This is a genomic window from Yersinia antarctica, from assembly GCF_056636475.1.
In genome coordinates, this window is sequence record NZ_JBSJQF010000001.1 from 4734397 (window position 1) to 4754404 (window position 20008).

A 20008-nucleotide genomic window follows, 5' to 3' on the forward strand; every position below is an offset into this window, starting at 1 on the left:
ACGTTCAAAAACGACTCAGATATTGCCCAAATACAGGTGACGAAAGCAGGCGGGGCAAGCCCCGCCATTTGAATCAATAACCAAGGCTCTTCTTAGATTCGTATTCCTGTTTAGCCGTATCAGGCTGTAACAGACGAGATTCTGTCTGGATAAACTTAGGCGGTTGGGTGCCATCTTTCTTCAGCGCAATTAATGCATCGAAAGCAGGGCCTGCCATATTCGGTGTCAACTCAACAGTAGCATTAGCCTCTCCGCTACCCATCGCTTTAAAAATATCAGGAACGCCATCGATGGATACAATTTTGATCTCTGAACCCGGCTTCAACCCGGCTTCTTTAATGGCTTGAATGGCACCTATCGCCATATCATCGTTATGTGCATAGACAGCACAGATGTTCTTACCGTTTTGCTCCGCTTTAATGAAACTCTCCATTACTTCTTTGCCTTTACTCCGTGTGAAATCCCCGGACTGAGAGCGAATTATTTTTACGTTAGGTGCCGACGCTATCCCGTCAGCAAAACCTTTCTTACGGTTAATAGCCACACTCGAGCCAACAGTGCCTTGTAGTTCAACAACATTACAAGGTTTACCTGCCACATCTTTCAGTAGCCACTCACCAGCGACTTTACCTTCATATACACTGTCTGAAGCCACTGCGGCGGTGTACAGGGAGGGGTCATTCACCTCTATCATTCGGTCAAGCAGGAATACCGGGATTTTAGCTTCTTTCGCTTCCTGCAAAACCGGTGTCCAACCCGTTGCAACCACAGGAGCAATAAAAATGGCATCAACACCCTGAGCAATAAACGATCTAACAGCCTTGATTTGGTTCTCTTGTTTTTGTTGAGCATCCGCGATTTTTAATGTAATACCGCGCTTTTCAGCCTCTTGTTTAGAAACCTTAGTTTCCGCAGAGCGCCAACCGGACTCTGAACCAATTTGAGAAAAACCCACGACTAGCGGAGCCGCTTGGACTGCACTACACATTGCCGCTGTTACAGCTGCTGCTAACAGTAAACGCCTGTACATATTTCTCTCCTCACTTGTCATCGTCGAGCCGCTGACTCACTACCATTCCGAAGAACAGTTAAGGTAATCATTCAGGTCATTTACTGTCCTGAGCATCGGCCAATTTGCAAATTATGTTGTTCTAAAAGCATATGATGTTTTTTAAGGTGAGCTTCCTGATAGCTAAAATGTTAATTAGTTTTAGTACATTTTGTAAAAGTAATAATGAGCAACGTCACACCACAGAATAACAATCGTTTTGTACATAAATTCAGCTAAATAGGTATGCATTGGGAACGTTACCTTTTAAAACTTTGTCAGGTTTAAAAAAGAACTGTTGTTAATGGCAGAATATTGTTCGAACAAAAAGATCTTTTCGGAATTGGTAAAATGGATGGAAAATATGAGGGAATAGAGGCCAGAACAGAGGTCAAGATAAAAGCAGAACTATGTTAAAGAAGTAGTGTAAGTGTATCGACGTATCATAAATGTACTAATTACGATTTTTGGGCATAAAAAAACCCCTCGCTTTCGCGAAGGGCTATTTATATGGCAGGGGCGGAGAGACTCGAACTCGCGACACCCGGTTTTGGAGACCGGTGCTCTACCAACTGAGCTACGCCCCTAAATTATGCTTAACATTATGCCTGCTAAGATAAGCAGGCATAATTTAAATAAGTGGCGGAACGGACGGGGCTCGAACCCGCGACCCCCTGCGTGACAGGCAGGTATTCTAACCAACTGAACTACCGCTCCACCGATTCTTTTACGCGTATCTTCCCGATACTTACCCTTGACAGGGCCAGCGCTCCGCGCTGTGCAAAACCGCTCTAAGCGATTTTGTTAGTTACCAGATGTCACTCTGGTAACTCGTGTTTGATGCCTGGCAGTGTCCTACTCTCGCATGGGGAGACCCCACACTACCATCGGCGCTACGGCGTTTCACTTCTGAGTTCGGCATGGGATCAGGTGGGACCACCGCGCTATGGCCGCCAGGCAAATTCTGTCTAAACTAACCCGCTATGCAATCCTGCACACAGCCAGCCAGCCCAATCTCGGAACTTCGCTGAAAATTTCTATCTCTCAATCTAAAACACCTTTGGTGTTGTAAGGTTAAGCCTCACGGATCATTAGTACTGGTTAGCTCAATGCATCGCTGCACTTACACACCCAGCCTATCAACGTCATAGTCTTTAACGTTCCTTCAGGGGGCTTAAAGCCCCAGGGAAGACTCATCTCGAGGCAAGTTTCCCGCTTAGATGCTTTCAGCGGTTATCTCTTCCGAATTTAGCTACCGGGCAATGCCATTGGCATGACAACCCGAACACCAGTGATTCGTCCACTCCGGTCCTCTCGTACTAGGAGCAGCCCCTCTCAATCTTCCAACGCCCACGGCAGATAGGGACCGAACTGTCTCACGACGTTCTAAACCCAGCTCGCGTACCACTTTAAATGGCGAACAGCCATACCCTTGGGACCTACTTCAGCCCCAGGATGTGATGAGCCGACATCGAGGTGCCAAACACCGCCGTCGATATGAACTCTTGGGCGGTATCAGCCTGTTATCCCCGGAGTACCTTTTATCCGTTGAGCGATGGCCCTTCCATTCAGAACCACCGGATCACTAAGACCTACTTTCGTACCTGCTCGAGCCGTCACTCTCGCAGTCAAGCTAGCTTATGCCTTTGCACTAACCTCACGATGTCCGACCGTGATTAGCTAACCTTCGTGCTCCTCCGTTACTCTTTGGGAGGAGACCGCCCCAGTCAAACTACCCACCAGACACTGTCCTCACCCCGGATCACGGGGCCGAGTTAGAACATCAAACATTAAAGGGTGGTATTTCAAGGTTGGCTCCATGCAGACTGGCGTCCACACTTCGATGCCTCCCACCTATCCTACACATCAAGGCTCAATGTTCAGTGTCAAGCTATAGTAAAGGTTCACGGGGTCTTTCCGTCTTGCCGCGGGTACACTGCATCTTCACAGCGAGTTCAATTTCACTGAGTCTCGGGTGGAGACAGCCTGGCCATCATTACGCCATTCGTGCAGGTCGGAACTTACCCGACAAGGAATTTCGCTACCTTAGGACCGTTATAGTTACGGCCGCCGTTTACTGGGGCTTCGATCAAGAGCTTCGCCTTGCGGCTGACCCCATCAATTAACCTTCCAGCACCGGGCAGGCGTCACACCGTATACGTCCACTTTCGTGTTTGCACAGTGCTGTGTTTTTATTAAACAGTTGCAGCCAGCTGGTATCTGCGACTGGCTTCGGCGCCGAGAGCAAGTCTCTTTACCTAATGCCAGCGTGCCTTCTCCCGAAGTTACGGCACCATTTTGCCTAGTTCCTTCACCCGAGTTCTCTCAAGCGCCTGAGTATTCTCTACCTGACCACCTGTGTCGGTTTGGGGTACGATTTAATGTTACCTGATGCTTAGAGGCTTTTCCTGGAAGCTTGGCATCAACTACTTCACCACCGTAGTGGCTCGTCATCACACCTCAGCGTTGATAAGCAACCGGATTTACCAAGTCGCTCCGCCTACATGCTTAAACCGGGACAACCGTCGCCCGGCTAGCCTAGCCTTCTCCGTCCCCCCTTCGCAGTAACACCAAGTACAGGAATATTAACCTGTTTCCCATCGACTACGCTTTTCAGCCTCGCCTTAGGGGTCGACTCACCCTGCCCCGATTAACGTTGGACAGGAACCCTTGGTCTTCCGGCGTGCGGGTTTTTCACCCGCATTATCGTTACTTATGTCAGCATTCGCACTTCTGATACCTCCAGCAACCCTCACAGGTCACCTTCAACGGCTTACAGAACGCTCCCCTACCCAACAACACCTAAGTGTCGCTGCCGCAGCTTCGGTGCATGGTTTAGCCCCGTTACATCTTCCGCGCAGGCCGACTCGACCAGTGAGCTATTACGCTTTCTTTAAATGATGGCTGCTTCTAAGCCAACATCCTGGCTGTCTATGCCTTCCCACATCGTTTCCCACTTAACCATGACTTTGGGACCTTAGCTGGCGGTCTGGGTTGTTTCCCTCTTCACGACGGACGTTAGCACCCGCCGTGTGTCTCCCGTGATAACATTCTTCGGTATTCGGAGTTTGCATCGGTTTGGTAAGTCGGGATGACCCCCTAGCCGAAACAGTGCTCTACCCCCGAAGATGAGTTCACGAGGCGCTACCTAAATAGCTTTCGGGGAGAACCAGCTATCTCCCGGTTTGATTGGCCTTTCACCCCCAGCCACAAGTCATCCGCTAATTTTTCAACATTAGTCGGTTCGGTCCTCCAGTTAGTGTTACCCAACCTTCAACCTGCCCATGGCTAGATCACCGGGTTTCGGGTCTATACCTTGCAACTAGACGCCCAGTTAAGACTCGGTTTCCCTACGGCTCCCCTATTCGGTTAACCTTGCTACAAAATATAAGTCGCTGACCCATTATACAAAAGGTACGCAGTCACCCAACAAAGTAGGCTCCCACTGCTTGTACGTACACGGTTTCAGGTTCTATTTCACTCCCCTCGCCGGGGTTCTTTTCGCCTTTCCCTCACGGTACTGGTTCACTATCGGTCAGTCAGGAGTATTTAGCCTTGGAGGATGGTCCCCCCATATTCAGACAGGATGTCACGTGTCCCGCCCTACTCATCGAGTTCACAGCAAGTGTGTTTTGGTGTACGGGACTATCACCCTGTACCGTGCGACTTTCCAGACGCTTCCACTAACACACAAACTGATTCAGACTCTGGGCTCTTCCCCGTTCGCTCGCCGCTACTGGGGGAATCTCGGTTGATTTCTTTTCCTCGGGGTACTTAGATGTTTCAGTTCCCCCGGTTCGCCTTGCATGGCTATGTATTCACCATGCAATAGTGCAACGAATTGCACTGGGTTTCCCCATTCGGGTATCGTCGGTTGTAACGCTTCATATCAGCTTACCGACGCTTTTCGCAGATTAGCACGCCCTTCATCGCCTCTGACTGCCTAGGCATCCACCGTGTACGCTTAGTCGCTTAACCTCACAACCCAAAGGTGTTTCTTATGTTCAAGTCGGTTGCGCGTCGTGAATACAGCGTTGTGCGGTACTCGGAATGCTCATGAACATGAAGTTCACTCCGCTTCCTCTGTGCCGTACGCCTTGCCTTCACTTAGCTCACGCGACTCTCTTCATCAGAATGCACATTGGCATTGCGATTATTTGAGAGACTCTAATACAGGTTAATCCTTACCTCAGTCATTCTACGGAGAGATAAGTTTCAGCTGTATTGTTTCAATTTTCAGCTTGTTCCAGATTGTTAAAGAGCAATATTTCACAACACACTGTGCCTTACGACCGCAGTACGTTTTGAAATAGTTTTTTTATATGGTGGAGCTAAGCGGGATCGAACCGCTGACCTCCTGCGTGCAAGGCAGGCGCTCTCCCAGCTGAGCTATAGCCCCATATAAAAAGCAAAATACCTTATCGGCATAACTCATTCTCAGACAAGGCGCAGTCACGGGACGTTTATGGGTATAAACGAGTGTGTCTGTAACGCACTATGAGGATGAGTTGGTGGGTCTGAGTGGACTTGAACCACCGACCTCACCCTTATCAGGGGTGCGCTCTAACCACCTGAGCTACAGACCCAACAAGGTACTAAAGCCCGACTAATCTCTCAGTCCGGCCTTATTTGCTCGTTACTTTCTATCAGACAATCTGTGTGGACACTGCGCAATGCGTATCGTTAGGTAAGGAGGTGATCCAACCGCAGGTTCCCCTACGGTTACCTTGTTACGACTTCACCCCAGTCATGAATCACAAAGTGGTAAGCGCCCTCCCGAAGGTTAAGCTACCTACTTCTTTTGCAACCCACTCCCATGGTGTGACGGGCGGTGTGTACAAGGCCCGGGAACGTATTCACCGTAGCATTCTGATCTACGATTACTAGCGATTCCGACTTCATGGAGTCGAGTTGCAGACTCCAATCCGGACTACGACAGACTTTATGTGGTCCGCTTGCTCTCGCGAGTTCGCTTCACTTTGTATCTGCCATTGTAGCACGTGTGTAGCCCTACTCGTAAGGGCCATGATGACTTGACGTCATCCCCACCTTCCTCCGGTTTATCACCGGCAGTCTCCCTTGAGTTCCCACCATTACGTGCTGGCAACAAAGGATAAGGGTTGCGCTCGTTGCGGGACTTAACCCAACATTTCACAACACGAGCTGACGACAGCCATGCAGCACCTGTCTCACAGTTCCCGAAGGCACCGAAGCATCTCTGCTAAGTTCTGTGGATGTCAAGAGTAGGTAAGGTTCTTCGCGTTGCATCGAATTAAACCACATGCTCCACCGCTTGTGCGGGCCCCCGTCAATTCATTTGAGTTTTAACCTTGCGGCCGTACTCCCCAGGCGGTCGACTTAACGCGTTAGCTCCGGAAGCCACGCCTCAAGGGCACAACCTCCAAGTCGACATCGTTTACAGCGTGGACTACCAGGGTATCTAATCCTGTTTGCTCCCCACGCTTTCGCACCTGAGCGTCAGTCTTTGTCCAGGGGGCCGCCTTCGCCACCGGTATTCCTCCAGATCTCTACGCATTTCACCGCTACACCTGGAATTCTACCCCCCTCTACAAGACTCTAGCTTGCCAGTTTCAAATGCAGTTCCCACGTTAAGCGCGGGGATTTCACATCTGACTTAACAAACCGCCTGCGTGCGCTTTACGCCCAGTAATTCCGATTAACGCTTGCACCCTCCGTATTACCGCGGCTGCTGGCACGGAGTTAGCCGGTGCTTCTTCTGCGAGTAACGTCAATCAACCGTGCTATTAACACGATTGCCTTCCTCCTCGCTGAAAGTGCTTTACAACCCGAAGGCCTTCTTCACACACGCGGCATGGCTGCATCAGGCTTGCGCCCATTGTGCAATATTCCCCACTGCTGCCTCCCGTAGGAGTCTGGACCGTGTCTCAGTTCCAGTGTGGCTGGTCATCCTCTCAGACCAGCTAGGGATCGTCGCCTAGGTGAGCCATTACCCCACCTACTAGCTAATCCCATCTGGGCACATCCGATGGCGTGAGGCCCTAAGGTCCCCCACTTTGCTCTTGCGAGGTCATGCGGTATTAGCTACCGTTTCCAGTAGTTATCCCCCTCCATCAGGCAGTTTCCCAGACATTACTCACCCGTCCGCCGCTCGCCGGCAAAGTAGTAAACTACTTCCCGCTGCCGCTCGACTTGCATGTGTTAGGCCTGCCGCCAGCGTTCAATCTGAGCCATGATCAAACTCTTCAATTTAAGATTTGTTTGATTTGCTGCTAATAAAAGCAGCGATGCTCAAAGATTACTTTCTGCAAATATGCATTCGAACCGAAGTTCAAATGTGTACTGCTTTGGTCACTCTTCAAGACTTTGATATTTCTTCTGCCTGCCGAAACAGGCTTCGATATCGTCTTGCGAGTGCCCACACAGATTGTCTGATAAATTGTTAAAGAGCGTTCGTTACCCGTTTGCCTTTCGGCGAATCTTACGGTAACGCGGGAGGCAGATAATACGCTTTCCCGCTGAAGAGTCAAGAGTTTCTTTGGTTTCTTTCGAAGTCAAAATCATTCTTTTCGCTTCCTGACCCGGCGAAGTATGTTTCGTTGTTCCCGGTCAGTGGAGGCGCATTATAGGGAGTTCCTGCCAGCCTGCAACCCCTAATTTGAAAAAACTTTTCAACCGCTGAATCTTTAGTCAAAACGCCTTTAAATTGGCAGTTTTTGCAGCACCGGGAAGCCATAACCCTGCAAAACGGGTAATAAAACGTCAGTATCTGCATTCAACGCCAGGCAGTAAGCAATATTATCTTCCTGAGAAGAAACTACATTTTCTTGAGAAGAGATGAGCCAGGCAGTGCGACGAGCAATTGCGGCACCGGAATCGACCATGCGAGTACCTTCAGGCAACACTTGCGCCAACTCTTCTACTAATAGAGGGAAATGAGTGCACCCCAATACAATGGTGTCCGGCGGCTCACGCATTGCCAACCATGGGTGGAGGATTTTCTTTAATGTTTCGATAGGTACAGCACCACCATGCAACTTGGACTCTGCCAGTTCCACCAGCTCAGATGAACCCAGCAATTCAATTTTGCAATCGGTAGCAAAGCGCTCAATCAAGTCTCGTGTATAAGAAGCATGTACCGTGCCACGGGTAGCCAATAAGCCAACAACACCATTGCGGGTTAATCGCACCGCCGGTTTGATAGCAGGAACAACCCCAACCACAGGGAATGCAAAGCGTTCACGTAAAGCAGGAAGTACTACTGTGCTGGCGGTGTTACAGGCAATGACGACGATTGCCAGCGGATGGCGCTGCTGCACCGCAGTGACAATTTCCAGAACGCGTTCAACGATAAACTCACCGGACTTCTCCCCATAAGGGAAAGCGACATTGTCGAAAGCATATATATAGTGGAGATCCGGCAACAACTGCCGAATCTCTTGATAGACAGATAGCCCGCCAACACCTGAGTCAAAAATCAGTGCTGTCGGGCGAGGGGCAGTATCAGCCTTAGAAGTTATAGCTTCCGGTGAGGTAATACTCTCGTCCAGCGGTTTTATAGCCATAAGCCGTTTCGTAATCTTTATCAAACAGGTTAGCAATTCTACCACGAACTGTAAGATGAGAAGTAACCGGATAACTCGCTGAAACATCTACCGTGCTATAACTCGGTAATTCACGTTGAGTCGAGCTATAGGCTGAGGTGCTATTGTCATAGCGTTTACCGTAGTACTGATAAGAAACGTCCATATCCAGATTGAACATTGTCCAATCTAATTGATACTTGGCTTGCTGTTTAGAACGACGGGCTAAAACTTCATTATTCTTATCATTACGCGGATCCATATATTGCAATGTGATCTGGTGATTGAAAATGCCGGTATCGACGCTACCTGTCCATTCAACCCCTTTTATCGTTGCCGAATCAACATTGTAATACTGCCCTTTGTATGTATTTGGGTCGGAGAAGTAATCGATCAGGTTTTCAATTTTGTAGCGATAAGCAGACAAACGCCAATCAAGTGGGCCAGTCAATCCTTCCAGACCTGCCTCCCATTGGCGGGACTCCTCAGGTTTCAAATCACTGTTTGATATGATATCAAAGCGCTGCGAACCATACTGCTGACCCAGTGACGGGGCCAAAAATCCTGTTCCATAGGATAATGTCGCACGATAATCGGGGATAAATTCCCAACCTGCGGCGGTTTGCCAGGTCTCATGCCAGCCAAACTGCTCATCTTTATCTTCACGGCCCGAGGCTTCCAGCGTCACACTACCTATCTTCTGCTGCCCGCTAAGATACAAACCGGTATTATCCCGCTTATATGTATCAGAGATAGTGGTACTCGATGAGGTCAAACGCTGTTGCTGCCAGTCAACGCCAGCACTCAGCGTTGCACTCTCAAAACTGTATGTATTACCCCATTGCACGTTACGCTGATCCATATCGTCCAGCGTAGTCGCCTCGCCATAACGCCCATATTGGCTGCTGTAGTTATAATCTTTGTATTTCTGATAGCTACCGATTAATTGAGAGGAGAAAGCCCCCGCAGCATAACGTAGCCCTGCGTCATAAGTATGGTTATATAATCGCTCCTCATCGCCACTGTAAGCAGGGGAAGAAATACTGCCAACATCGTAATCAGTATTGTTGGTGTAACCATAACCTCTGACGAAACCGGATATATCTTGGTTGAACTGATGCTCTAGCCCTACCCAAAAATTTTTATTACGAAAACCATCCCGATCGCTATCCACTGGATTAGGTGAGTCGGGTTTAATGTTAAAACCGTTCGTGGTTTGATAGCCGCCCGCTATCGTCGCTAAAGTATCACCAAAACGTTGGCGAACGCTGCCGTCATATTGCTGGTAACCTTTAGAACCAACCCCGGCATTAATCTGCCCACCTTCCTGGTCTGACTGTGTAATCACGTTAATTACACCACCAATCGCCCCAGAGCCATATACGGCAGAGCGAGGCCCGCGAATATATTCAACACGTTGCACCAGAGAGAGAGGTATTTGATTAAAGTCGACACTATTGATGATACCGGTTCGCGCCAGAGGAATGCCATCGATCAGCACTAATACATGGCGGGCTTCGGTACCACGGATATACATAGAAGAGCCTTGGCCTAGCCCCCCGGTTTGGGCAATATCCACGCCAGGTAGCCGGCGCATCACTTCATTGAGGCTTTTTGCCTGCCAGCGGTCGATATCATCACGCGTTACTACATCGGTGGGTGCCAATACCGTGGAAACTGGCTGTTTGAAACGGTTGGCGGTAACCACCATTTCGTCTTTATTACCTGTTGTGGTGCTGTCCTGGGCCCATCCAGAAAATGCCGTCACAGAAAGGGCTGTGATCAGCGTATATTTTTTAATTGTCATGAATACAAGCATCCAAACTCAATTGGCGGATGCCGCAGTGCCATGGCCGATAGTTCGCGACGACCACGCATATTGCGACGTAATACCGGCAGGTCTTCGGGCTTGGGATCTCTGATGTCACGTCTTCTTCATTACTTAAATGAATTAATACCGTGAAATAGAGCTGGCGATGACTTCCCGCCCTTGCGGACAGTGTCTGGTTGAAACCTATCGCCGTAACTTCCCCTTACCGCTGCGCGTCAGCTCCGGATTTACACCGGATTCCCTTTTAACTCGTAGGTGTTTAAGTAACAGCATGAGGCCGGACCGCAATGCTACGATCAAGTAAAATAGATGTCTAGACTTCCATCCTCGTTATAGGGAATAAACACAACAAAACTGGACATCACTCCCACTTTCCCTACAATCCGCAGCAATACCTCTCTTTTATAATGGCCAGACGAGAAGAAACATGACTCCCGACATCCTGCCAACAGACAGTTACGACCAACAACTGGCGGAAAAATCTGCCCGTCTTCAGACGATGATGTTGCCGTTTCAGGCACCTGCTGCGGAAATATTCCGTTCTCCGGCAGAGCATTACCGCATGAGAGCCGAGTTTCGCGTTTGGCACGATGAAGATGACTTGTACCACATCATGTTTGACCAGCAGACCAAACAGCGTATCCGTGTTGAACAGTTCCCGGTGGCAAGTTTGTTGATCAATCGTCTGATGAGTGCGCTGATGACGGCCATCAGGGCCGAACCGATTTTGCGGCGTAAACTGTTCCAGATTGATTACTTATCTACCCTAAGCGGTAAATTGATCGCCTCTTTGCTGTATCACCGTCAATTAGATGAAGAGTGGCAGCAGAAGGCGCTGGAATTGCGTGAAAAGCTACGCGAACAAGGTTTTGATCTGCAACTGATTGGCCGGGCATCGAAAACTAAAATCATGCTAGATCACGACTATATCGATGAAGTGTTACCGGTTGCTGGGCGTGAAATGATTTATCGTCAGGTGGAGAATAGTTTCACCCAACCGAATGCAGCAGTGAATATTCATATGCTGGAATGGGCGATTGATGCCACTAAAAACGCCAGCGGTGATTTATTGGAGTTGTATTGCGGTAATGGTAATTTCTCGTTGGCGCTAGCACGCAATTTTGCACGGGTGTTGGCAACAGAAATCGCTAAACCCTCAGTGGCAGCAGCACAATACAATATCGCGGCAAATAATATCGATAACGTGCAAATTATCCGCATGTCGGCTGAAGAGTTTACCCAGGCAATGCAAGGTGTACGCGAGTTTAACCGTTTGAAGGGTATTGATCTGAGCAGTTATAACTGCGAGACCATTTTTGTCGATCCCCCGCGCAGCGGGCTGGATAGCGAGACAGTCAAGCTGGTACAAGGTTATCCGCGTATCCTTTATATCTCCTGTAACCCTGAAACGCTGTGCGCCAATCTGGAACAGTTACAACAGACACATAAAATCAGCCGATTAGCACTGTTCGATCAGTTCCCCTACACCCATCATATGGAGTGTGGGGTATTGCTGGAAAAGCGCGGCTGACAGGCAATAGATAAGTAAAAGGGCAACGCGATGTTGCCCTTTTTCGTTTTAAAACATATCGCTTTCAGGTTATTGCGGCTGCTGGTTATCCGAATTATCTGGCTCAGATTCTGATTGCACCAACTTACGTGCTTTTAGCTTAAACAAGATCCAGAACACCAACACGACACAGAGAATAGAAGGAACGAAATTAGAACCAATTGCCGGATGCTCAACCCGAACAATCGCGCTATACAGCAAAATCCCGAGCAGGAAACACGCGGAGGCCAGTACTGGCAAGCCATGTGGCATGGCGAAATTGAGGTAGCGCTGATGCAAACAATATACGGCTAATATTAACGTTAGCAGCGGAAAAACTGAAAAAGGCACAAACGCGCTGAATAACGTGTTAAATGAACCATTTATTGCCAGGCCAGTAATCAACGCCAGCAGCAGGGTGCCGATTTCACGGCGAGACTGTTCCATCATTTTCCTTACCTTATTAAGTGCGAGATACGGCGAGTTTTTCCTGCTCGCGGCGATACCAATAATAAGCGCCCTTGGAGATCATCCGCAGTTGTAAGACCAAGCGTTCCTCTAACTGTCGCCGTTGTTCAATATCCACGTCCAGCACTTCTGCACCAGCACTGAAGACAATTGTGACCATGGCCTCAGCCTGAGCTTCAGTGAAGCTGCGTGGCATGTGGTTTTCCAATTCGAGGTAATCTGCCAGCTCAGCAATAAAATGCTGAATTTCACGAGCCACTGCGGCACGAAATGCGGCGGACGTGCCGGAACGCTCGCGCAGCAATAAGCGAAATGCATTCGGGTTATTACCGATAAATTCCATAAATGTAGATACGGAGGTACGGATAACACTGCCGCCCTTGGCAATCCGCTGGCGAGCCTGACGCATCAGTTGGCGCAACATCAGGCCGCTTTCATCGACCATTGTCAGGCCAAGTTCGTCGACATCGCGAAAATGCCGGTAGAAAGAAGTCGGTGCGATACCAGCTTCGCGAGAGACTTCCCGCAAGCTAAGGCTGGCGAAACTCCGCTCAGCGCTCAGTTGGCTGAACGCCGCTTCGATAAGGGAACGACGAGTCCGCTCTTTTTGTTGTGCTCTGACGCCCATAATCGTGCCCAAGGGATATCCAAATTCTCAATCTAAGATATATAGTCAGCAATATACCAAACTTTATAGTAACAACCGTTATACAAACGTATCATCCCAATACTGAATTGCCGCTTTACAACACACATCACGGTGATTTACCCATGGTTGATTGATTTATACCTGTCATCTTTCAATTTACAGATGTGTTGGCTGCATCTTGAAATCTATTGGGTATCTGGTTGGGATGATGTTAATGTATCGTTGTAATTTTGTATAAGAATAGGTCTCTCCTACATGCAACAGCACTTCCATTTTGATGCCATTGTTATTGGCTCGGGTCCTGGCGGTGAAGGTGCCGCTATGGGGTTGGTCAAGCAAGGTGCCCGTGTTGCCGTAATTGAACGGTATAATAATGTGGGCGGTGGATGTACCCATTGGGGCACTATCCCTTCCAAAGCTTTGCGCCACGCCGTTAGCCGTATTATCGAATTCAACCAAAATCCACTCTACAGCGACAATGCCCGAACCATCAGTTCTTCTTTCGCTGATATTTTAAACCATGCTGATCGTGTTATTAATCAACAGACACGTATGCGTCAGGGTTTTTACGATCGCAATCACTGCCATATGTTTTCAGGCGATGCCAGCTTTATTGATGCCAATACTATCAATGTGCGTTATGCCGATGGCACCAACGATACACTACGCGCTGATAACATTGTGATTGCTACAGGTTCACGCCCCTATCGCCCGGCGAATGTTGATTTTAGCCATGAACGGATTTACGACAGCGATACCATTTTACAGCTCAGCCATGAACCTCAGCACGTCATTATCTATGGCGCAGGGGTTATTGGTTGTGAATATGCTTCAATCTTCCGTGGTTTGAGCGTCAAAGTTGATTTAATCAATACCCGCGACCGCCTACTGGCCTTCCTTGATCAGGAAATGTCAGATGCCCTCTCTTACCACTTCTGGAATAACGGTGTCGTTATCCGTCACAACGAAGAGTTTGAGCAAATTGAGGGAACCCTTGATGGGGTTATTGTCCATCTGAAATCAGGTAAAAAGGTCAAAGCAGACTGCTTGTTGTATGCCAATGGTCGTACCGGTAATACCGGCGGTTTAGGGTTGGAAAACATCGGCCTGGAAGCTGATAGCCGTGGTCTGCTGAAGGTCAATAGCATGTACCAGACAGCGCTGCCCCATGTGTATGCGGTGGGTGATGTGATTGGTTACCCGAGTCTGGCCTCTGCGGCCTATGATCAGGGGCGTATCGCGGCACAAGCAATGATCAAAGGCGAAGCCAACGTTCATTTGATCGAGGATATTCCGACGGGTATTTACACCATCCCGGAAATCAGTTCGGTTGGGAAAACCGAGCAAGATTTGACCGCGATGAAAGTGCCCTACGAGGTCGGCCGGGCGCAATTTAAACATCTGGCGCGCGCGCAAATCGTCGGGATGGATACCGGTAGCTTAAAAATCCTGTTCCATCGAGAAACCAAGCAGATCTTGGGTATTCATTGCTTTGGCGAACGTGCAGCGGAAATTATCCACATCGGACAGGCGATTATGGAACAGAAAGGAGAAGGTAATACTATCGAATATTTCGTTAATACAACCTTCAACTATCCGACGATGGCTGAAGCCTATCGTGTGGCAGCACTGAACGGTTTAAACCGCCTGTTCTAGCTTTTCCTTTATAACATCTGGATTCATACGCGGTTGCATGTGTTCACGTATCGCCTCGGCCAGTTGCTCATAGCGGCCACGCAGTGGGGAACCGGGGCGGTACACCAACGCGATAGTGCGTTTAGGCACAGGCTTGTAGCACTCCAGATAGCATACGCCATCACGCTTGCGCTCATTCGGTACCGCCAACGACGGCAGCAAAGTAATGCCGCTCCCCGCAGCCACCATATTACGCAGAGTTTCCAAACTGGTGGCGCGGAAATGGGTGTCTTCCTCTGCACCGGCCTGGAAACAGAAGCCCATCGCCTGATCGCGCAGGCAGTGGCCATCTTCCAACATCAATAATTTCTCACCCGCCAGCTCATGCATTTGCACTCTGTCACGATCGGCCCATGGATGATCGGCATAAATAGCCAGGCTCATCGGCTCATCAAATAGCGGAACTTCGATAAAAGCTTCGGTCTCTTTGACCAGTGCCAGAATGGCACAGTCCAGCTTGCCACTGTCCAACTGAGCCAGAAGATTCTGGGTTTGTGCTTCATGCAGATACATTTCCAATTTCGGGAATGCCTTATGCAACATGGGAATGATTTGCGGCAACAAATAAGGCCCGACAGTAGGTATCAGGCCGATATGCAGTGGACCGGACATGCTTTCGCCCTGCAAGCTGGCCATCTCTTTCAGTACCTTTACTTCTCGCAATATAGTTCTGGCTTGTTCCACTAGCAACAGCCCAGCCTGCGTAAACAAGACCTTACGGCTAGTGCGCTCCAGCAACATCACGCCCAACTCATCTTCCAGCTTACGAATCTGACCACTTAATGTGGGTTGGCTGACATGGCAAGAGTCGGCAGCACGCCGGAAATGCCTGAATTCAGCCAGCGCCACCAAGTATTCTAAATCACGAATATTCATCTGTGCTCCGCTTTATGATAGCCATTGACGATAGATAAGATAGCAATCAGTGATTAGATCTATCAAGTGATAAAATGAATAATGTGCCCCAACGAAAAGATATTCATAAAAATTTAAATATTTTATTTTTTAATTAAGGAGTTACAGATGTTTACTAGCCAAGAAGGTAAAAAAATCCCACAAGTAACTTTCCATACCCGTCAGGGGGACCAGTGGGTTGATGTAACCACTGACGATTTGTTCAGCAATAAAACAGTGATTGTATTTTCACTACCGGGTGCATTTACCCCGACTTGTTCTTCCAGCCATCTGCCACGCTATAACGAACTGGCCGCTGTGTTTAAACAGCACGGTGTTGATAGCATTCTGTGCGTATCAGTCAACGATACCTTCGTGATGAATGCCTGGAAAGCTGATCAGCATGCTGAAAATATTACTTTCGTTCCAGATGGTAACGGCGAATTCACCAAGGACATGAACATGCTGGTTGAGAAAGCTGGTCTGGGCTTCGGTCCACGTTCATGGCGTTACTCGATGCTGGTGCGTAACGGTGTGGTTGAGAAAATGTTTGTGGAGCCAAATAAGCCGGGTGACCCGTTTGAAGTGTCCGATGCCGATACCATGCTGAAATATCTGGCACCCGACTTTAAAGTACAGGAGTCGGTATCTGTCTTTACCAAACCGGGCTGCCCATTCTGTGCCAAAGCGAAACAAATGCTGCAAGAACGCGGGATTCAGTATGAGGAGATCGTGCTGGGTAAAGATGCGACAACCGTCAGCTTGCGTGCTGTCACTGGTCGTGGAACTGTGCCACAAGTATTTATCGGTGGCCGTCATATTGGTGGCAGTGATGATTTGGAAAATTACTTATCTGCTTAATAATATTAATAGAGTGAAGATAATGTGAATACCCAAAGTCATTGGAGTTACAGGTAGGCGGCAAGTGAACTCATCTCGATGAGCTTACTTATTTTTAAGGTCAAGACCAGTAAGTGATTCGGGTGACAAATCTGCCGGGAGCAGATTTGAACGCTGCTGGCAGCGGCCTCGCAGAGGCGAGGCCCAAGGATGGGCCGAGTAACAAATGTAGCCAGCAACCCTGTAGCTTCAAATACGAAGGGTATACTTGGTAGGCTTCGGCCTACCCTTTTTATGTTAGGAGCAGACATGAAAACCTTAAACGTTGATGTCGCCGTAATTGGCGGCGGCACTGCCGGACTTGGCGCTTATCGCGCTGCCAAACTGTCAACCCCAAGTGTGGTGATGATTGAAGGTGGCGAATACGGTACCACCTGTGCACGCGTTGGTTGCATGCCATCCAAACTGCTGATTGCAGCAGCCGAAGCCGTACATCATATTGAAAAAGCGCCTAAATTTGGTATTCACCCGCAAGGCGATATTCTGATTAATGGCCGTGAAGTGATGAGTCGTGTTAAACGTGAGCGCGACCGGTTTGTTGGTTTTGTGCTGGAGGGTGTAGATAACATTCCAGCTGCGGACAAAATTCAAGGCTATGCCCGTTTCATTGATGATAATACGCTACAAGTTGATGATCATACGCGTATTGTTGCGCAGCGTATCGTGATTGCGACTGGCTCCCGCCCAACCTGGCCCACAGCCTGGGATGAGCTGGGTGACCGACTGATAGTTAATGATGATGTGTTTAGCTGGGATGACCTACCCGAATCTGTTGCGGTATTCGGACCTGGTGTTATTGGTCTGGAACTCGGTCAGGCACTGCACCGGCTGGGCGTTCAAGTAAAAATGTTCGGTGTCGGTGGTGGTGTTGGCCCACTGACTGACAGCATTGTACGTAATTACGCCGCGAAAACCTTGGGTGAAGAGTTCTATCTTGACCCAGACGTGAAAGTGGAAGTCATGCAGCGTGAGGGGGATAAAGTCTTTATCCGCTATCTGGATAAAACCGGTAAACCGCAAGAGACCATGGTTGATTACGTGTTAGCTGCCACTGGTCGTCGCCCTAATGTGGATAAACTGGGTCTGGAAAATACGTCCCTCATTCTGGACGAACGAGGGGTTCCGCAAGCTGATCGACTTACCCTGCAAACCAGCGTGCCACATATCTTTATCGCCGGTGATGCCAGTAACCAATTACCATTACTGCATGAGGCTAGCGATCAAGCCCGTATCGCCGGAGTGAATGCAGGTGGATTCCCTGAAGTGGTTCCCGGCTTACGTCGCAGCCCTATCTCGGTTGTTTTCTCTGACCCACAAATTGCGATGGTAGGCTCAACCTTCCGTGAGTTATCACAAAAATTCAGTGCATGTGGTTGTTTTGAAATCGGTGAAGTCTCTTTTGAAAATCAGGGGCGCTCGCGTGTCATGCTGAAAAACAAAGGTATTTTGCGCGTTTATGGCGAACAGGGAACCGGCCGTTTCCTCGGCGCCGAGATGATGGGGCCGAGTGCCGAACATATCGCACATCTGTTAGCTTGGGCACATCAACAACAGATGACCATCAATCAAATGCTGGATATGCCATTTTATCACCCAGTCATTGAAGAAGGCTTGCGTACTGCGCTGCGTGATTTACAGTCCAAGTTAAGGTTGGGTACCGATGAGGCTGAACGCTGCCTGCGCTGCCCAGGTGACTAATTTAACTCACGGAAGTTTTTTTGTTTTCCCACACCGGGCTTTATGCCCGGTTTTTTATTCCTTATTTTGCGCACTGCTTCCATGAATTGAATCATCCCGCTTGGCATCTGAAGCCGTAATGCCCACTATTTGTTCAATTCTAGTCGTTTTAAAACGGCACTAGTGGGTCTATCACTATTGATTTGATACCACTAATGATACTAAAATGGAGGTACTATGAAAGACATGGACAGTCGGGTTGCTCAGATTAAAGCTAACCCCGCTGGGGTTAAATTCCGCGAACTCGTCAAAATCTGTAATTTTTACTTTGGCTTTCCCAGGCATTACTCCAGTAGTCATCATGTCTATGGTACTCCCTGGCAAGGAGACCCTCGGATCAACATTCAAAAGGACAGCAGCGGAATGGCCAAATTTTATCAGGTAAAACAGGTGATCGCTGCATTGGCTAAACTCGAGGAAATGGATAATGGTTAACATCGAACACTATACGTATCGGATTACTTGGTCGGCAGAAGATAATGAGTTTGTTGGTTTGTGTGCGGAATTCCCTGGCTTGTCATGGCTTGCAAAAGAGCGCTTCGAAGCCTTGGCAGGTATCACTGCGTTGGTTGCCGATATTCTGCGCGACATGCAGACTCATGGTGAAATACCACCACAACCCTTGGCAGAAAAGCATTATAGCGGGAAACTGGTTCTTCGCTTACCACCGGAACAGCACCGGCGTCTGGCAATTAATGCCTCGGAGGAAGGGATTAGTCTAAACCGCTATCTGTGCGCTCGGTTGGCTATCTGAATAAGACTAAACAGGGCGAAGTTTATCCCCTGTTTAGCCAAACTACTCGCCTTATAGATTGCCGTGCTCGTCACCGCTATTACTCGCGTTTATTTTTTAAATCAAAACCAATGGGCAGAGCTAATGTTATTTGCCCATGCAATAACAACTCGGCAGGTGGTTTAGGTAATGGCTGAGCACGTTTAATAAGTGCCAATGCTTCATGATCTAAAATAGCGGCCCCACTGCTTTTTATAAGCTGAGCAGATAGAACATGCCCATCTTTATTGACCACAAAACGGATAGTGGCGATGCCTTGTTGTCGCTGTTTTCTGGCTCTGGGTGGATAGCGTTTAAACTCCACCAGATGCCCTTGCAAGCGGCTTCGCCAATTCATTTTAACCTTTTATTTATGCACGGAATCACTATTTGCTGCGGCAGCAATTTGATGGCTCTCGCCAGATAGTGTTGTGCTGGCTACGGCTGCTGGCGGAGAAGGCTTATTGCGGTTTTCTGGTGTTTCCTCAATGACAGGTTTACGCGGTTTCATTACTTGCTGTTGTGGACGTTTTATTTTCACTGGTTCTTCTACAGGTTCTTCTTCAGTGATTTCCACCTCTTTCTCAACTAGCAGTACAGCATTAGGTTGCTCAGGTGCTGTCAGCAAATTACTCACGTCTTCTGGTTGAGCTTCCTGTTGTTCAACCTGCGGTTCGTTAAAAGTCTGTTGTATTCCCACCACCGGATTTTGTTCCACGTTTTGGGTGAACTGCGTTTCTGCCGACAAGGTAAGCATCACTGCCGCCGGGGCGTCATCAGGATGTTTAACCAGTACAGATTCGGTACTCAGCAACCAGAGCAGGTACATATGGGTGCTGCTGGTAAACATGGCACTCCCCCACCAAAGAAGAGTGCGGGTATTATTTTTTCTTATCATCATGA

Annotated in this window: 12 protein-coding genes, 4 tRNA genes, 3 rRNA genes, 1 pseudogene and 1 riboswitch; of the genes and pseudogenes, 6 read left to right on the forward strand and 14 right to left on the reverse strand. The window is 48.7% G+C overall.

Annotated features, from left to right (window positions below; genetic code table 11):
- Positions 1 to 73: 73 nt before the first annotated feature.
- From ytfQ to btuB, 10 genes are all read right to left on the reverse strand, one after another.
- On the reverse strand, positions 74 to 1030 hold the full coding sequence (gene ytfQ / locus ACWJJO_RS21830) for a galactofuranose ABC transporter, galactofuranose-binding protein YtfQ (RefSeq protein WP_481091516.1): 957 nt from the start codon (positions 1028 to 1030) through the stop codon (positions 74 to 76).
- A gap of 529 nt (positions 1031 to 1559) precedes the next feature.
- A tRNA-Trp gene (locus ACWJJO_RS21835) sits at positions 1560 to 1635 on the reverse strand.
- Between the two features lie 53 nt (positions 1636 to 1688).
- Positions 1689 to 1765: transfer RNA gene (locus tag ACWJJO_RS21840), tRNA-Asp, on the reverse strand.
- 125 nt (positions 1766 to 1890) lie between these two features.
- Positions 1891 to 2006: ribosomal RNA gene (gene rrf, locus ACWJJO_RS21845) — 5S ribosomal RNA — on the reverse strand.
- Positions 2007 to 2118: 112 nt separating this feature from the next.
- Positions 2119 to 5026: ribosomal RNA gene (locus ACWJJO_RS21850) — 23S ribosomal RNA — on the reverse strand.
- Positions 5027 to 5371: 345 nt separating this feature from the next.
- Positions 5372 to 5447, reverse strand: a tRNA-Ala gene (locus ACWJJO_RS21855).
- Between the two features lie 110 nt (positions 5448 to 5557).
- A tRNA-Ile gene (locus tag ACWJJO_RS21860) sits at positions 5558 to 5634 on the reverse strand.
- A 102-nt stretch (positions 5635 to 5736) separates the two neighbouring features.
- Positions 5737 to 7279 (reverse strand): 16S ribosomal RNA (locus tag ACWJJO_RS21865).
- The 16S, 23S and 5S rRNA genes sit together here with 4 tRNA genes alongside, the layout of an rRNA operon.
- A 449-nt stretch (positions 7280 to 7728) precedes the next feature.
- The gene (murI, locus tag ACWJJO_RS21870; RefSeq protein ID WP_481091517.1) at positions 7729 to 8592 is read right to left on the reverse strand and encodes a glutamate racemase; all 864 of its coding nucleotides are present in this window, start codon (positions 8590 to 8592) and stop codon (positions 7729 to 7731) included.
- Positions 8537 to 10417, reverse strand: coding sequence for a TonB-dependent vitamin B12 receptor BtuB (gene btuB / locus ACWJJO_RS21875; RefSeq protein ID WP_481091518.1), 1881 nt, complete (start codon positions 10415 to 10417; stop codon positions 8537 to 8539). The genes murI and btuB overlap by 56 nt, the downstream gene beginning before the upstream one ends.
- A gap of 70 nt (positions 10418 to 10487) precedes the next feature.
- Positions 10488 to 10738: riboswitch (cobalamin riboswitch) on the reverse strand.
- Between the two features lie 130 nt (positions 10739 to 10868).
- On the opposite strand from btuB, the gene trmA reads away from it, so the two are divergent.
- Entirely contained in the window at positions 10869 to 11972 is a 1104-nt protein-coding gene (trmA, locus tag ACWJJO_RS21880) for a tRNA (uridine(54)-C5)-methyltransferase TrmA (RefSeq protein ID WP_442821378.1), read from the forward strand.
- Positions 11973 to 12041: 69 nt separating this feature from the next.
- On the opposite strand, the gene ACWJJO_RS21885 is transcribed toward trmA, so the two are convergent.
- Entirely contained in the window at positions 12042 to 12440 is a 399-nt protein-coding gene (locus tag ACWJJO_RS21885) for a YijD family membrane protein (protein WP_083161822.1), read from the reverse strand.
- A gap of 13 nt (positions 12441 to 12453) precedes the next feature.
- Positions 12454 to 13086, reverse strand: a complete 633-nt coding sequence (fabR, locus tag ACWJJO_RS21890; RefSeq protein WP_005192099.1) for an HTH-type transcriptional repressor FabR — start codon at positions 13084 to 13086, stop codon at positions 12454 to 12456.
- 276 nt (positions 13087 to 13362) lie between these two features.
- Here fabR and sthA point away from each other — a divergent pair, with 276 nt between their 5' ends.
- On the forward strand, positions 13363 to 14763 hold the full coding sequence (gene sthA, locus ACWJJO_RS21895) for a Si-specific NAD(P)(+) transhydrogenase (RefSeq protein WP_083161820.1): 1401 nt from the start codon (positions 13363 to 13365) through the stop codon (positions 14761 to 14763).
- Here the strand turns inward: sthA and oxyR are convergent.
- Positions 14746 to 15678: a DNA-binding transcriptional regulator OxyR gene (gene oxyR, locus ACWJJO_RS21900; RefSeq protein WP_083161818.1), complete on the reverse strand. Its 933-nt coding sequence runs from the start codon at positions 15676 to 15678 to the stop codon at positions 14746 to 14748. The two genes, sthA and oxyR, sit on opposite strands and share 18 nt — an antisense overlap.
- A gap of 147 nt (positions 15679 to 15825) precedes the next feature.
- Here oxyR and ACWJJO_RS21905 point away from each other — a divergent pair, with 147 nt between their 5' ends.
- From ACWJJO_RS21905 to ACWJJO_RS21920, 4 genes are all read left to right on the forward strand, one after another.
- Positions 15826 to 16557 (forward strand): glutathione peroxidase, encoded by a 732-nt coding sequence (locus ACWJJO_RS21905; RefSeq protein WP_481091519.1) that lies wholly within the window; start codon positions 15826 to 15828, stop codon positions 16555 to 16557.
- 288 nt (positions 16558 to 16845) lie between these two features.
- On the forward strand, positions 16846 to 18294 hold the full coding sequence (locus ACWJJO_RS21910) for a dihydrolipoyl dehydrogenase (protein ID WP_420073480.1): 1449 nt from the start codon (positions 16846 to 16848) through the stop codon (positions 18292 to 18294).
- A gap of 216 nt (positions 18295 to 18510) precedes the next feature.
- Positions 18511 to 18768, forward strand: a complete 258-nt coding sequence (locus ACWJJO_RS21915; protein ID WP_083161812.1) for a toxin HicA — start codon at positions 18511 to 18513, stop codon at positions 18766 to 18768.
- Complete coding sequence (locus ACWJJO_RS21920; protein WP_083161810.1) at positions 18761 to 19087, forward strand: type II toxin-antitoxin system HicB family antitoxin; 327 nt, start codon at positions 18761 to 18763, stop codon at positions 19085 to 19087. Before ACWJJO_RS21915 ends, ACWJJO_RS21920 begins: the two co-directional genes overlap by 8 nt.
- Before the next feature lie 79 nt (positions 19088 to 19166).
- Here the strand turns inward: ACWJJO_RS21920 and ACWJJO_RS21925 are convergent.
- Positions 19167 to 20006: pseudogene (locus ACWJJO_RS21925) on the reverse strand (energy transducer TonB family protein).
- Positions 20007 to 20008 lie beyond the last annotated feature (2 nt).